We start from the raw sequence: 13,871 nt of genomic DNA on the forward strand, positions 1-13,871 counted from the left end.
CATGTTTTCGAAAGCCCCCAAAAAGGAGCGAGCCTTTGCATAGCGCTCACGGCTCGGCACCCGAGGCAACCGGACGCGAGGAAGCCGCATTTCTCAAGGCCAGGCGCTATTCGAAAAGGGTGCGCGTGGTCAAGCTCGCCCTGCCGCTGGTCGGCGCGGCGCTCGCCATCGGCTTTTTCGGCTATTCCTACCTGTTGTCGCCGAGTTCGGTGTCGATCGGCGTCGAAGGCGCGGCGGTGCGCGACGGCAAGCTGGTGATGGCGAACCCGAAGGTGAGCGGCTACACCCAGGAAAACCTGCCCTACACGCTGACGGCGCTGCGCGCGATCCAGGACCTGTCGCAGACCGGTGCGATCGAGCTTGAGGAAATCGACGCGAAATTTCCCGTCGACGAGAACAATTGGGCCCGTGTCGTGGCGCGGACCGGTACCTATGACGACACCGGCAACACGCTTGACATTACCAGCCCCGTCACTTTCAAGACCACCGACGGCATGATCGCCAATTTGAAGTCGGCATTCATCAATATCGATGCGGGCGAGCTCAGCACGGCCGAGCCGGTCGACATCCTGCAGGATGGTTCGAGGGTGACGGCCGACACATTCAAAGTGCTGGACAAGGGCAAGGTGTTCGTTTTCGAAAAGCGGGTCCGGGTCATGATCGAGCCGCAGAAGCGGGCGGACCAAGCCCCGCGCGAAGAAGCCAAGGCCGGGGACTGAAATGAAAAGAATCGCAACTGCCCTGTCCGGTTTCGGCCTGAGCGTGCTTCTGGCGGGAGCGGCGATGGCCCAGTCAGAACCCCGCATGACCGGACTGAAACTGTCGGGCGACGAACCGATTCAGATCGAAAGCGACCGGCTGGAGGTGCGTGACGCCGAAGGGATCGCGATCTTTACCGGCAATGTGAACGTGGTCCAGGGGCCGACCCTGCTCAAATCGGGCCGCATGACGGTCTACTACGCGACCGACGGAGCCGCCGAACCGGCCGCGACGGCCGGGCCGGATGCCAGCCGCATCGAGAGGCTGGAAGTCGACGAGAACGTTTATGTCAAAACCGAAACGCAGGTCGCGACGGCCGACAAGGCGTCCTTCGACATGAAAACCGAGATTCTGGTCATGACGGGCAAGGAGGTGGTGCTGTCCGACGACGGCAACGTGCTCGTCGGCTGCAAGCTCACGGTCCAGATGGCGAGTGGCCACGCGCTGCTTGACGGCTGCGGCCAGTCGGAGGGCGCGACCGGGCGCGTGAAAATGCTGCTTCAGCCCAAGTCCCAGAGCCAATAGGCCGTGTCTTGACCGTGTTTTCGAGATTTCTTGGCGGCAACAAGACCGGCGGCGAGACGAGCGGCGTTCGTCCTGACCGCGAAAAATACAAGGGCACCTTGATCGCGCGCGGGCTTTCCAAGAGCTATCGCGGGCGCACCGTGGTCAGCGGCGTGTCGATCGGGCTGCGCGCCGGCGAGGCCGTCGGCCTGCTGGGGCCGAACGGCGCCGGCAAGACCACCTGCTTCTACATGGTGACCGGGCTGGTGCCGGTCGACGAGGGCATGATCGAGATCGACGGTTTCGACGTCACGACCATGCCGATGTATCGGCGCGCGCGGCTCGGCATCGGCTATCTGCCCCAGGAGGCTTCGATCTTCCGCGGCCTGACGGTGGAGGGCAATATTCGCGCGGTGCTGGAAGTGGTCGAAAAGGACCGCAAGCGACGCGACGAAAAACTCGACGAGCTTCTCGAGGAATTTCACATTCCCCACCTGCGCAAGGCGCCGGCGCTGTCGCTGTCGGGCGGCGAACGCCGCCGGCTGGAGATCGCGCGCGCGCTCGCCTCCAACCCCAATTTCATGCTGCTCGACGAGCCGTTTGCCGGCGTCGACCCGATTGCGGTGTCCGACATCCAGCAATTGGTGCGCCACCTGACGGCGCGCGGCATCGGCGTGCTGATTACCGACCACAATGTCCGCGAGACGCTGGGACTGATCGACCGCGCCTATATTTTGCACGCCGGCCAGGTGCTTACCCACGGTCGTGCCGCCGACATCGTCAACAACCCCGACGTGCGCCGTCTTTACCTCGGCGAAGGCTTTTCCCTGTAGCTTGCCCGCTGTCGGGCGCGCGCCGCGGTTGCGGCGACCGGCGCTTGACAAGCAAAAGCCGGGCCAGTTTCTAATGGCCTCAGGTTTTTTCGGATGCCGCCCGGCGGATCGGGCGGAAACGCGGGATTCTTGATGGCGCTGACAGCAAAGCTCCAGCTGCGCCAGTCGCAGTCGCTGGTGATGACGCCGCAACTGATGCAGTCGATCCGGCTGCTGCAGTTGACCCATCACGAGCTGGACCGCTTCATCGACGAGGAGATCGAGCGCAATCCGCTGCTCGAGCGCCAGGACGCCGACACGGCCGGGGCCGAGGCGAGCCTGCCGGAGGCCGACGCGAGCGACGTCGCCCCGCAGGGCGACTGGTTCGAGACCAGCCTCAGCAACGATGCCGAAGCGCTGGCCGGCCAGTTCGACACCACGCTCGAAAACGTCTTTCCCGACGATCCCGGCGGCGGCGACCGGCTCGGTCCGGCCTTGTCTGCCAGTTGGAAATCGGGCGCCGGCGCGGGGCCGGGGCTCGGTGCAAGCAGCGCGGACGGGTTCGACTTCGAGGACGTGACGGCCGCCGCGCCGAGCCTGCGCGACCATGTGCGCGAGCAATTGGCGCTTGCCTTTTCCGACTTGACCGAACGGCTGATCGCGGCCGATCTCGCCGAAGGACTCGACGAATGCGGCTATTTGCGAGTCGACGTGGCGGAAGTCGCCGGCCGGCTCAACGTGGAAACCGACACGGTGGAGGCGGTTCTGCGCGTGTGCCAGAACTGCGATCCGGCCGGGCTTTTCGCCCGCGACCTCGCGGAATGCCTGGCCCTGCAGCTTGCACGGCGGCACAGGCTGGATCCGGCCATGCGCACGCTTCTGGGCCATCTCGATCTGCTGGCACGACGCGATTTCGCCGCGCTGCGGAAATTGTGCGGGGTCGACGAAAGCGACCTGATCGACATGCTGGCCGAAATCCGCGCCCTCGATCCCAAGCCGGGATCGGCCTTCCTGCACAGCGGCATCGAGACGGTGCTGCCCGACGTCGTGGTCTCGGCCGCGCCGGATGGCGGCTGGACGGTGGAGCTCAACCCCGACGCCCTGCCGCGGGTCCTGGTCGATCAGACCTATTTCGCCCGCGTCTCGCGCCAGGCGAGCTCCAGGGAAGACCGCGACTTCGTCTCGCAATGCCTGCAGGACGCCAACTGGCTGACGCGCAGCCTGGACCAGCGCGCCAGAACGATCCTGAAGGTCGCGTCCGAGATCGTGAAACAGCAGGACGCGTTTCTGGCCTACGGAATCGGCCATATGCGCCCGCTCAACCTGCGCACGGTGGCCGACGCGATCGGCATGCACGAATCGACCGTCAGCCGGGTGACCACCAACAAATACATGCTGACCCCGCGCGGCATGTTCGAACTGCGGTTCTTCTTCACCGCCGCCATCGCCTCGGCCGAAGGCGGCGAGGCCCATTCGGCCGAGGCCGTCCGGCACCACATCCGCGAGATGATCGCGCGGGAAAATCCCGCCAAAGTTCTGTCCGACGACGCGATTGTGGATATCCTGAGGAAAACCGGGGTCGACATCGCCCGGCGCACGGTCGCCAAGTATCGGGAAAGCATGAGCATTCCCTCTTCCGTTCAGAGGCGCCGCGAAAAGCGGGCGCTGGCGGCGGCCGGTCCGTGACGGCGGCGCCGCGCGGCCGGGCGCGGGACCCGCGTTGACAAAGCCCAATGGAGTGACTAGAAGCCCGCCACCCGATGGGCGGCACGCCATGAGGCGGCCGCAGCAGGACGATGGCGGAACGGTATTCCGGAATTTTTCACTGAAGCCAGCATTGGTGTCGCCGCTGAGCCTTGTAAGCGGCGGCCACGGGTATAAACTCGGGCGATAGCGTCGTGTGTGGCAAGGAAAGGTCGGCTTTCAAATGAGCCTGCGCATTTCTGGCAAGCAAATGGAAATCGGCGATGCGTTCCGCGCCCGCATCGACGGTCGGATAGCCGAAGCGGTCGACAAATATTTCGACGGGGGGTTCTCGGGTCGGGTGACGGTCGAAAAGACCGGCTCGCGCTTCGCCGCGGACTGCATGCTGCACCTCGACACCGGCATGACGCTGCAGGCCGAAGGCAGGGCGCAGGACCCGCAGGCCGCCTTCGACGCCGCGGCCGACCGGGTGGAAAAGCGGCTGCGCCGCTACAAGCGGCGCCTGAAATCGCACCAGGGAGCGCCCGAAGAAGCGGCCTGGACCGACATTTCCTACACGATCATGGCGCCGGTCGCCGATGAGGACGAGGAAGTTCCCGAGGACTTCGCGCCCGCCGTCGTCGCCGAATCGTCGATGGCGCTCAAAACGATGTCGGTGGCTTCCGCCGTCATCGAACTCGATACCAAGGACAGTCCCGTCTACGTTTTTCGTAATGCCGGGACCGACGCCGTCAACATCGTCTACCGGCGAGAGGACGGCAATATTGGCTGGATCGACCCGTCATCGGTTTCCGGCAACAGTGCCTAGGGCCACGACCCCGTTGACATGATTCAAACGGGCCGTGACCCTGGATCCACGATCTGACAGCCGCGGCGCTCCCATGTCAGGGAGCCTCGGCGCGGTATGCAGAGAAAGGAACGCGCGAAAATGGATCTCAGCGATCTGATCGAGGTTCCGGCGGTACTGCCGGCCTTGAAGGCGAACTCCAAAAAGCAGGTGCTGCAGCTTCTGGCCGAAAAGGCCAGCGCCATTACCGGTCTTTCGGAGCGCGAGATTTTCGACACGATCTTGCAGCGTGAACGGCTGGGCTCGACCGGCGTCGGCAACGGGATCGCGATCCCGCACGGCAAGCTGCCCGGCGTCGACGCGATCACCGGCGTCTTTGCCCGGCTCGAAACACCGGTCGATTTCGAGGCGCTGGACGACCAGCCGGTCGATCTGGTGTTTCTGCTGATCGCGCCGGAGGGCGCCGGGGCCGACCATCTCAAGGCCTTGTCGCGAATCGCCCGCGTGCTGCGCGACAGCGACACCGTGGCCAAGATCCGCGGCACCAAGGACGCCACGGCGATCCACACTTTCCTGGCCTCCAAACCGGCCTCGCACGCCGCCTAGGGCCGTTCCGCTTTCCGCGCAGGCGCGGACCGGCCCCGCCTCGTTGCTTTCACGCGTTTTCGGGCCGCGGACCGGTATCCGCTTCGCCCGGAAGCGCTTTTGACAAGTCGGTCGACCTTGCGTTCAGGCGCGATCGGCGTGGTTTTTGGAACCGGGCGCGGGTTCCTTCGCGATCATCGGCCGAAGGGCGGCGCGGCGACGCCGCCCGATGCGTGGCCAAGAACCCCGATCAATGGATGCTGAGCGGCGTCAGGTCGTTCTGGATCGCCGCGCCGAGCGCGCTCTCGCGCTCGTCGGTCAGCATGATCGGCTGGCCGTTGGCGGCAAACAGCGCCCACAATTCGAGCCCAGGGGCCATGTCCGGCAGGCCCGGATAACGCCCGCGAAGCTCGTCGCTGGACACTTTGCGCAGATACGCGACAGCGCCCTCGCCCAGATGCGCGAATTGCGTCTGGCTCATGGTCGATTTGACGTCGTGATTCTCGTTATGCGTCATGGCAGCCTCCATCCGTCGGACCACCCACCCGGGTCGGCCCTCTTCAGAGCTATCGGTGCAAGGATCAGTCTTTCACCGAGATGTTTATTTTTTGTACATGATGCTCGGGCTCGGGCCGGTCGAGATCGACCGACAGCAGACCGTTCTTCAGTTCCGCGCCGATCACCCGCATGCCGTCGGCCAGCACGAAGGCGCGCTGGAACTGACGCGCCGCGATGCCGCGATGCAGAAAATCCCGTTCGACCTCGTCTACCTGCTTGCCACGGATGACCAACTGATTGTTCTCGGTCGCGACCTCGAGATCGTTCTCGCAGAACCCGGCCACAGCGAGCGTGATCCGGAGGCAATCGCCGCCGCCATCGTGGCCGCGTATGCGCTCGATATTGTAGGGCGGATACCCGTCGGCGGCCTTGGCCGCCCGTTCCAGGGTCTTTTCCATCGCCTCGAACCCCAGAAGCAGCGGGCTCGAAAAAGGCGTCATTCGCGTCATCATCATGTCCTCAAAGAGCGACGTGGATAGGGGAAAACCCAGATGGCGTTTTCCCGCATGCACCTGATATGGTCCGCTGCCACAACGAGTTCAAGTGGGTTTTGGAGGATGGGCATGGCCGGCGGACGCAAGATCATTATCGATACCGATCCGGGCCAGGACGACGCGATCGCCATCCTTCTGGCGCTCGCCAGCCCCGAACTCGACGTGCTGGGCATCACGGCGGTCGCCGGCAACGTGCCGCTGGCGCTGACGGAAAAGAACACGCGCAAGATCTGCGAACTGGCCGGCAGGCCCGACACGAAGGTGTTCGCCGGCGCGATCCGGCCGCTGGTGCGCGGGCTGGTCACGGCCGAACACGTGCACGGCCGTACCGGGCTCGACGGGCCGGACCTGCCCGAACCGACCATGGCGCTGCAGGATCGCTACGCCGTCGACTTCATCGTCGACACGCTGATGGCCGAGGAGGCCGGCCAGGTGACGCTGTGCCCGCTCGGGCCGCTGACCAATATCGCGCTGGCGCTGATCCGCGAACCGCGGATCGCCCCGCGGATCCGCGAGATCGTGCTGATGGGCGGCGGGTTCTTCGAGGGCGGCAACGTCACGCCGGCCGCCGAATTCAACATCTATGTCGACCCGCACGCCGCCGACATCGTACTTGGCGCGGGCATTCCGGTGGTGATGATGCCGCTCGACGTCACCCACAAGGCGCTGACGACCGCCAAACGCGTGGCGCGCTTTCGCGACCTGGCCACGCCGGTCGGTGCCGCGGCCGCGGCGCTGCTGGAATTTTTCGAGCGGTTCGACGAGGAAAAATACGGCACCGATGGCGGGCCGCTGCACGACCCCTGCGTGATCGCCTATCTTCTCAGGCCGGACCTGTTCGGCGGGCGGGCATGCAATGTCACGGTCGAGACCGCCTCGGAATTGACGATGGGCATGACCGTCGTCGACTGGTGGGACGTCACCGATCGGCCGAAGAACGCCATGGTGATGCGCGACATCGACGCCGACGGGTTTTTCGAGCTGCTGACCGACAGGCTGGGGCGGCTTTAACACCGTTCGCTGTCGCTAGACTTGGCTGGAAGCGCGCGGCGGCGGCGCCAAGCGACTGGCGTGGCGCGCGCCACGCCTCGATGTCAGTTCAGCGCGTAATGCGACGTGCCGTCGGGCTTGACCGTGCGCAGGATCGTCACCTTCGTTCCCGGCTCGATGTCGGGCGATCCGCTGACCACGACGGTTTGGGTGCTGTTGTCGATGCGAATGGTGATGCGCGCGCCACCGGCGGCGCCGTCCTTGGCCGGCTCGACGGCGACCACGCTGCCCAGCATTTCCATCTGTTCGAAGATCGGCTTGTTGTCCTGCATCAGCCAGATGATGATGGGGCCGGCCAGAAGCACGCCGATCAGCACCAGCGGCAAGAGCATCCTCAGGCGGGGGCGCCACCGCCCGCCGCGCCGGTCCGGCATCGGCTCCCGAAACCCGCGCGCCTCGTTCCGGCCGGCAGTCATAGTCGCGCCTCGACATCCCCGGCGAGCGGGATCGCGGGCTGCGCGCCCGGCTTCAGGCAGGCGAGAGAGCCGGCGACCGCGGCGCGGCGCAAGGCGGCCTCGAGCGGTTCGCCGCGTTCCAGCGCCGCGCCCAGATAACCGCAGAACGTGTCGCCGGCGCCGACCGTATCGACCGGCGTGACCGCAAGCGCGGCAACGCGGAAAAAGCCGTCCGGCGCGGCGGCAAGCACGCCCTCGCCGCCGAGCGTGACGATGACGGTGCGCCCCGTCCCGGCGGCGAAATCGCGCATGCGCGCCTCCCGGTCTTGCCCCTTTAGGTCGAGGGCGCGCGCGCACAGGTCGAACTCGGTTTCGTTGGCCACGACATAATCGGCCAGCGCCAACAGATCGGCGGCCTCGTCGTTGTAGGGCGCGGTGTTGAGCACGGAGACCGCGCCGGCCGCGCGGGCGGCCTCGAGCCCGGCGCGGATCGTCTCGAGCGGGATCTCCTGCTGCATCAGCACCACGTCGCCCGCGCCGGGCGCGGCCTTGGAGACGTCGCCCGGCAGCACCGCCGCGTTGGCGCCGGCCACGACCGCGATCATGTTTTCCCCGTCGCCGCCGACCAGGATGAGGGCGGTGCCGGTCGAGGCGTGGGTTTCGCCGACACCCGTCAGGTCGACGCCGCCCCGCTCCAGAAGGGCCAGCGCTTCGGCGGCGAAGCCATCCTTGCCGACCGCGCCGACCATGCGCACCGCCGCGCCGGCGCGCGCGGCCGCCAGCGCCTGATTGGCGCCCTTGCCGCCGGGCGCGGTGGCGAACCCGTCCCCGGCGACCGTCTCGCCCGGACCGGGCAGGCGCCCGACCGAGGCGATCAGGTCGAGATTGATGGAACCGATGACGATGACCAACAGACGTCTCCCGCAAACCGGCGGCGACGCTAGCGCATCAATCGCTAAAAAGGAATCGGCACGATCGCCCTACGTGGCGTGTAGCTTAACGAGAGCTGACCTGCGATGCGCGCGGCGCCGTCGGCACCGCGCGGCCAAGCCTATGCGGCGGTCTGGCCGGCCTCCCAGCCGAGGATGGCGCGCTTGCGCGTCAGGCCCCAATGATAGCCGGTCAGCGCCCCCGACTTGCCGAGCGCGCGATGGCAGGGCACGACGAAGGAGAGCGGATTGGCGCCGACGGCCGCGCCGACGGCACGGCTTGCCTTGGGCGCGCCGATTTCGGTGGCGATCGCCGAATAGGGTTTCGCCCGGCCCATCGGAATGCGCAGCAACGCCTCCCAGACCCGGACCTGGAAATCGGTGCCGATCAGCACGACCCGCAACGGCTCTTCCTGCCGCCAGCGCTGCGGATCGAAGATGCGCCCGGCATAGGGCGCGGTCGCGGCCATGTCCTCGACATAGGTGGCGTTCGGCCAGCGGCCCGCCATGTCGTCGAGGGCGGCGCGCTCGCCGCCGGCGTCGCAAAAGGCAAGGCCGGCCAGGCCGCGCTCGGTCGCCATGACCAGCGCGATGCCGAACGGCGAGACGTGGAAGCCGTAGCGGATCGTCAGGCCGGCGCCGCGCGTCTTGTAGTTGCCCGGCGACATCGCCTCGTGGGTGACGAACAGGTCGTGCAGCCGCCCGGGCCCCGACATGCCGAGCTCGAGCGCGGTTTCCAGAAGCGGCGCGCCCTCGTCCAGAAGCCGGCGCGCATGGTCGAGTGTGACCGCCTGCAAAAACGCCTTCGGCGAGAGCCCGGCCCAGCGGGTGAACAGTTTCTGCAGCCCGGTCGGCGTCTCGCCGACCTCGGCGGCCAGCGCGTCGAGGGACGGCTGGTCGCGATAGTCGAGGCTGATCTTTTCGATAACGCGGCGCACGATCTCGTAGTCGCCGCCTTCGGGGGTGATGTCGCGTTCGAGGATCGCGGTGTGAGCGTTCATGGTCAGGTCTCCTTGAGCGCCACTATCGTTCTGCCGCATCACGATCTCCACCCGATTCCTGACAAGTCGCGGCGCCGCCGTCAGCGCATCTTGGCGTTCGCCAGCGCGCGGCCGAATTCGGTCGCGAAACTTTCGCGGTCGTCCGGGTTGAGAAAGCCGCCGAGCGATACCCGCCGTCCCTGCCCCTCGACCGCCATCCCGGTTATGCCGATCTCGTCGTGGCGGGCAACCGAAAACCGGGCCCAGAACGGGTTGAACCGATGTTCCTCCGTGCGCCCGGACGGCGCGGTCTTGCGGATCGCGACGCGCGTGCGCGACACCGACACTTCCTCGCGGGCGCGGGCGGCACGATAGTTGAGGCGAAAGGCGATGTAGAGCGCCAGAATATCGAGCCCGAAAAAGCCGACGACCGGCCAAGCCCCGGCGGCGAGGAAAAACAGGCCGACAGCCCCCCATCCCGCCACCAGCGCCCCCATCAGCAGCAGGAAGCCGGTCCGGCCGAGCGAGCGGTGCGGCGTCAGCAGCGCCTTGAAGAAAGGTTCGTCCGCGGCATAGGTTTCGCTCATGAGAGGGATTATAGAGCCTTCATGCTGAAGCCAAAGGACAAAAAGGCCGCACGCGCGCCGGCCGGTGCCAAGATGCCGCGCAAAAGGCGCCGCTCGCTCTATGCGCCGGACGAGGTGCGCGAGATTTTCCGCCGTTTCGCGGTGCAGCGCCCCGAGCCGAAGGGCGAGCTCGATCACGTCAACGCCTTCACGCTGCTGGTCGCGGTGGTGCTGTCGGCCCAGGCGACCGATATCGGCGTCAACAAGGCGACGCGCGGGCTGTTCGCCGTCGCCGACACGCCGCAAAAGATGCTGGCGCTCGGCGAAGACAGGGTCGGCGACCATATCCGCACGATCGGGCTGTGGCGCAACAAGGCCAAGAACGTGATCGCGCTGTCGCAAGCGCTGATTCGCGACCATGACGGCCAGGTGCCCGCCGACCGCGACCAGTTGACGAAACTGCCGGGCGTCGGCCGCAAGACCGCCAACGTGGTGCTAAACATGGCGTTCGGGCAGCCGACATTCGCCGTCGACACCCATATATTGCGGATCGGCAACCGGCTGGGGCTGGCGCCCGGCAAGACGCCGGACGAGGTCGAGAAGCGGTTTTTGGACATCATTCCCGAAGACTATCTGCGCCACGCCCACCATTGGCTGATCCTGCACGGGCGCTACGTGTGCAAGGCGCGCAAACCCGAATGCGAGCGCTGCGTGATCGCCGATTTGTGCAAGGCCGCCGAAAAGACCAGCGCGATCCCCGCTCCGCTCGTGGAAGCCGAAACCGGCTGAACGGGCCTCAAACGGCTTGGGAACGGCCTTCCTTGCACTTCGCGGCCGGATGGACTACATCGTGCCCACATCCCGATTGCCCGGCGTATGCGCAGACGGTCCGCGACCGTGCCACGCCAGCCCGATGAGAGGCGAAGGCTTTCGTTTCGCCCCCGGGAAGGGAAACCGTTCCGTGTCGGACCAGTTCAGGACGCGGGCCAAACCGGCCGCAAGGCTGTTTGCAACCAGCGACGCTGTCGCGCAGACGAAGGAAGACCATTGCAGGTACTTGTCAGAGACAACAATGTCGAGCAGGCGCTCAAGGTGCTGAAGAAGAAGATGCAGCGCGAGGGCGTGTTTCGCGAGATGAAGGCGCGCCGGTCCTACGAGAAGCCGTCGCAGCGCCGCGCGCGCGAAAAGGCCGAAGCCGTTCGGCGCTCGCGCAAGGCCGCGCGCAAGCTGGCGCAGCGCGAAGGCCTGTTGCCCGGACCGAAGAAGAAGCCGCGTCCCGTGCGCCCGGGCGCACCCCGCCCCCAGGCTGCCGGCGCCGCCGCGACGCCGAATCAGGCCTGAGCCAACCTTTTTACGGCTGAAAAATCGATCGGGCCGCGCGCCTCCCGGACGGAGGCCGCGGCCCGTTTTTCGTTGCGCGGGCCCACGCGCCCAGATTACCCGTGCGCGGCGGTGTCAGGCAGGTTTTGAGTCAGGCCCTGGTGCGTCCCGTCGACTTGGCGGCGGGTTTTTTGGCGGGCAGGTGCCGGCCGAGCGCGTCGCGGTTCTCGCGGCCATAGCTGGTGATGAAATCGACGATGCGCGGCACGATCTCGGCGCGGAAGCGCGAGCCGTTGAAGACGCCGTAATGGCCGACGGCCGGCTGCATGTAGTGCACGCGCATGTCGTCGGGAATATTGGTGCACAGCGTCTGCGCGGCCTTGGTCTGGCCGACGCCCGAAATGTCGTCGTTTTCGCCCTCGACCGTCATCAGCGCGATCGAGCGGATCGCGGCCGGATCGACCGGTTCGCCGCGATGGGTCATCTCGCCCTGGGGCAAAGCGTGGCGGATGAACACCGTGTCGACCGTCTGCAGGTAGAACTCGGCCGTCAGATCCATCACAGCCAGATATTCGTCGTAAAAATCGCGATGCTTGTCGGCCGAATCGCCGTCATTCTTGACCAGATGCAGGAAGAAATCCTTGTGGGCGATGATGTGGCGGTCGAGATTCATGCTCATGAAGCCCGAAAGCTGCAGAAAACCGGGATAGACCTCGCGGGCGAAACCGGGATTGGGCCAGGGAACCTGCATGATGGCGTTGTCGCGGAACCAGGCGAGATCCTTTTCCTCGGCGAGCTGGTTGACGGCGGTCGGGTTGATGCGCGTGTCGATCGGCCCGCCCATCAGCGTCATGGTCGAGGGCGCGAATTGGTCGCCGCGCGCCTCCATCACCGCGGCCGCGGCCAGGACCGGCACGGAGGGCTGGCACACGGCCATGACATGCGTGTCCGGCCCGAGCGCGTGCAGCATCTCGATGACGTAGTCGATATAGTCGTCCAGGTCGAAATGCCCCTTGGAGAGCGGCACCATGCGGGCGTCGACCCAATCGGTGATGTGAACCTCGGCATGCGGCAGCATCGCCTCGACCGTGCCGCGCAACAAGGTCGCGTAGTGCCCCGACATCGGCGCCACGATCAGGAGCTTGGGATCGGGCTTGCGGCCGGCCGGCAGGTCGCGCTTGAAACGGATCAGGTTGCAGAACGGCCGCTTCCAGACGATGTCCTCGCTGACCGAAACCGGCTTCCAGTCGACCACGGTGGAGGTCAGGCCGAAATCCGGCTTGCCGTAACGCCGCGTGGTGCGCTCGAACATCTCCGCCATTGCCGCCGCCGAGCGCCCGAACGCGGTGTGGGAGAGCGGGTTGAGCGGATTGCTGTAGAACAGCCGCGTCGCATCCGCCACCGCGCGATAGGGCTGGATCGCGGCATGATTCCACTCATAGGCCTGATAAAACATCGAAATGTACCGCCTTCCGTTCCGATAGCCGCCCAGAATCGCGACGCGAAGGGTCATTGGTTATGACCGATGACGGTAACAGGCTTTTGCTGCATTGCAATAGAGCTGTTCCGCCCTGCACCAGGCTAGGCCCCGGTGCGCCGCACCATCAGCACGCGCGCCGACGCCTCGACGCCCGGCGGCATCTCGCGCTTGAACCGGGCCAGAAGCGCCGGCGGCGCATGCGCCGGCTCCAGTTCGCTAAAGCCGAGCTTGCCGTAAAAGGGCGCGTTGAAGGGCACGGCGCGGAAGGTGGAAAGCGCGGCATCGCGATAGGCGAGCCGCCGCGCCGCGCCGAGCGCGGCCAGCACGAGGGCGGTGCCAAGCCCGCGCCGGCCATGGGCGGGATCGACGGAGAGCTCCATCAGGTAAAAATAGCCGCCGACATCGCCGCCCACGACGAAGCCGGCCGGCGTGGCATCCCGGCTTTCGGCGACGAGCACGCTGGTGCCGGCCGTGAAGCGGGCGAACGCCTTGGGCGTGCGCGGAGGCTCGTCGGCGAGCGCGGGATAGCCGTGGTCGGCGAACAGGCGCGCGGCCGCCGTCTCGACGGCGATCAGCCGGGGGACCTCGTCAGGTCGGGCGGCTCTGATGGCGTAGCCGGCAGGCAGGGCGGGAATGCCGCTCAGGCGTCATATCCCTCGACGATCACCATCTCGGCATCGGCGACCGTCACGCGGATCGCCTTGGCCGCCTGGTATTCGGGCGAATTGTAGCATTCCTTCGCCGCCTGCAGGGATGGAAACTCGATGACGACGTTGCGCGCGCGCCCCGCGCCTTCCATCGCCTCGTAGGCGCCGCCGCGGGCCAGGAAATTGGCGCCGTATCGTTCGAAGGCCGGCTTCGCGGTCGCGACATAATCCTTGTAGCGTTCGGGATCGCGGACATCGACATGGGCGATCCAATAGGCTTTCGGCATGTTTTCCTCCCGGG

Annotated in this window: 18 protein-coding genes; 9 read left to right on the forward strand and 9 right to left on the reverse strand. The window is 66.4% G+C overall.

Translation table 11 applies throughout. The annotated features are described in order from the left end of the window. The first annotated feature begins 35 nt into the window (after nt 1-35). From lptC to ptsN, 6 genes are all read left to right on the forward strand, one after another. The gene (gene lptC, locus C7T96_RS19615; protein WP_158264424.1) at nt 36-719 is read left to right on the forward strand and encodes an LPS export ABC transporter periplasmic protein LptC; all 684 of its coding nucleotides are present in this window, start codon (nt 36-38) and stop codon (nt 717-719) included. Between the two features lies 1 nt (nt 720). Continuing rightward, nucleotides 721-1,284: an LptA/OstA family protein gene (locus C7T96_RS19620; RefSeq protein ID WP_106572954.1), complete on the forward strand. Its 564-nt coding sequence runs from the start codon at nt 721-723 to the stop codon at nt 1,282-1,284. A gap of 14 nt (nt 1,285-1,298) precedes the next feature. Next, nucleotides 1,299-2,096, forward strand: coding sequence for an LPS export ABC transporter ATP-binding protein (gene lptB / locus C7T96_RS19625; protein WP_348627263.1), 798 nt, complete (start codon nt 1,299-1,301; stop codon nt 2,094-2,096). Between the two features lie 132 nt (nt 2,097-2,228). Continuing rightward, a complete protein-coding gene (gene rpoN / locus C7T96_RS19630; RefSeq protein ID WP_106572956.1) occupies nt 2,229-3,761 on the forward strand; it encodes an RNA polymerase factor sigma-54 in 1,533 nt (510 codons plus the stop codon). Between the two features lie 241 nt (nt 3,762-4,002). After that, on the forward strand, nt 4,003-4,587 hold the full coding sequence (gene raiA, locus C7T96_RS19635; RefSeq protein WP_106572957.1) for a ribosome-associated translation inhibitor RaiA: 585 nt from the start codon (nt 4,003-4,005) through the stop codon (nt 4,585-4,587). A gap of 120 nt (nt 4,588-4,707) precedes the next feature. Next, on the forward strand, nt 4,708-5,172 hold the full coding sequence (ptsN, locus tag C7T96_RS19640; RefSeq protein WP_106573038.1) for a PTS IIA-like nitrogen regulatory protein PtsN: 465 nt from the start codon (nt 4,708-4,710) through the stop codon (nt 5,170-5,172). A gap of 229 nt (nt 5,173-5,401) precedes the next feature. Here the strand turns inward: ptsN and C7T96_RS19645 are convergent, their stop codons facing one another. Both C7T96_RS19645 and C7T96_RS19650 read right to left on the reverse strand, forming a co-directional pair. Continuing rightward, a complete protein-coding gene (locus C7T96_RS19645) occupies nt 5,402-5,668 on the reverse strand; it encodes a DUF1150 family protein (protein ID WP_238719921.1) in 267 nt (88 codons plus the stop codon). A 64-nt stretch (nt 5,669-5,732) separates the two neighbouring features. Next, nucleotides 5,733-6,158, reverse strand: coding sequence for an Hsp20 family protein (locus C7T96_RS19650; RefSeq protein WP_106573040.1), 426 nt, complete (start codon nt 6,156-6,158; stop codon nt 5,733-5,735). 114 nt (nt 6,159-6,272) lie between these two features. On the opposite strand from C7T96_RS19650, the gene C7T96_RS19655 reads away from it, so the two are divergent. Continuing rightward, nucleotides 6,273-7,214 carry a nucleoside hydrolase gene (locus C7T96_RS19655; RefSeq protein ID WP_106572958.1) on the forward strand — a complete coding sequence of 314 codons (942 nt, stop codon included), beginning with the start codon at nt 6,273-6,275 and terminating at the stop codon, nt 7,212-7,214. A gap of 83 nt (nt 7,215-7,297) precedes the next feature. Here C7T96_RS19655 and C7T96_RS19660 read toward each other — a convergent pair whose 3' ends face one another. From C7T96_RS19660 to C7T96_RS19675, 4 genes are all read right to left on the reverse strand, one after another. Next, complete coding sequence (locus C7T96_RS19660) at nt 7,298-7,585, reverse strand: hypothetical protein (RefSeq protein WP_127599860.1); 288 nt, start codon at nt 7,583-7,585, stop codon at nt 7,298-7,300. Between the two features lie 80 nt (nt 7,586-7,665). Then, nucleotides 7,666-8,559, reverse strand: a complete 894-nt coding sequence (locus C7T96_RS19665) for a ribokinase (protein WP_106572960.1) — start codon at nt 8,557-8,559, stop codon at nt 7,666-7,668. Between the two features lie 140 nt (nt 8,560-8,699). Further along, a complete protein-coding gene (locus tag C7T96_RS19670; protein ID WP_106572961.1) occupies nt 8,700-9,578 on the reverse strand; it encodes a bifunctional helix-turn-helix domain-containing protein/methylated-DNA--[protein]-cysteine S-methyltransferase in 879 nt (292 codons plus the stop codon). Between the two features lie 80 nt (nt 9,579-9,658). Further along, entirely contained in the window at nt 9,659-10,144 is a 486-nt protein-coding gene (locus C7T96_RS19675; RefSeq protein ID WP_106572962.1) for a DUF2244 domain-containing protein, read from the reverse strand. Nucleotides 10,145-10,165: 21 nt separating this feature from the next. On the opposite strand from C7T96_RS19675, the gene nth reads away from it, so the two are divergent. Both nth and rpsU read left to right on the forward strand, forming a co-directional pair. Then, nucleotides 10,166-10,912: an endonuclease III gene (gene nth, locus C7T96_RS19680; RefSeq protein WP_106572963.1), complete on the forward strand. Its 747-nt coding sequence runs from the start codon at nt 10,166-10,168 to the stop codon at nt 10,910-10,912. A gap of 258 nt (nt 10,913-11,170) precedes the next feature. Beyond that, a complete protein-coding gene (gene rpsU, locus C7T96_RS19685) occupies nt 11,171-11,464 on the forward strand; it encodes a 30S ribosomal protein S21 (protein ID WP_106572964.1) in 294 nt (97 codons plus the stop codon). A gap of 130 nt (nt 11,465-11,594) precedes the next feature. Here rpsU and C7T96_RS19690 read toward each other — a convergent pair whose 3' ends face one another. The 3 genes from C7T96_RS19690 to C7T96_RS19700 form a co-directional block, all read right to left on the reverse strand. Next, a complete protein-coding gene (locus C7T96_RS19690; protein ID WP_106573041.1) occupies nt 11,595-12,899 on the reverse strand; it encodes a polyhydroxyalkanoate depolymerase in 1,305 nt (434 codons plus the stop codon). Nucleotides 12,900-13,024: 125 nt separating this feature from the next. Further along, on the reverse strand, nt 13,025-13,567 hold the full coding sequence (locus C7T96_RS19695) for a GNAT family N-acetyltransferase (RefSeq protein WP_106572965.1): 543 nt from the start codon (nt 13,565-13,567) through the stop codon (nt 13,025-13,027). Beyond that, nucleotides 13,564-13,857 (reverse strand): DUF1330 domain-containing protein, encoded by a 294-nt coding sequence (locus C7T96_RS19700; RefSeq protein WP_106572966.1) that lies wholly within the window; start codon nt 13,855-13,857, stop codon nt 13,564-13,566. Before C7T96_RS19700 ends, C7T96_RS19695 begins: the two co-directional genes overlap by 4 nt. Nucleotides 13,858-13,871: the final 14 nt, after the last annotated feature.

It is taken from the genome of Nitratireductor sp. StC3 (assembly GCF_003015025.1).
Classification (GTDB): Bacteria; Pseudomonadota; Alphaproteobacteria; order Rhizobiales; family Rhizobiaceae; genus Mangrovimarina; species Mangrovimarina alexandrii.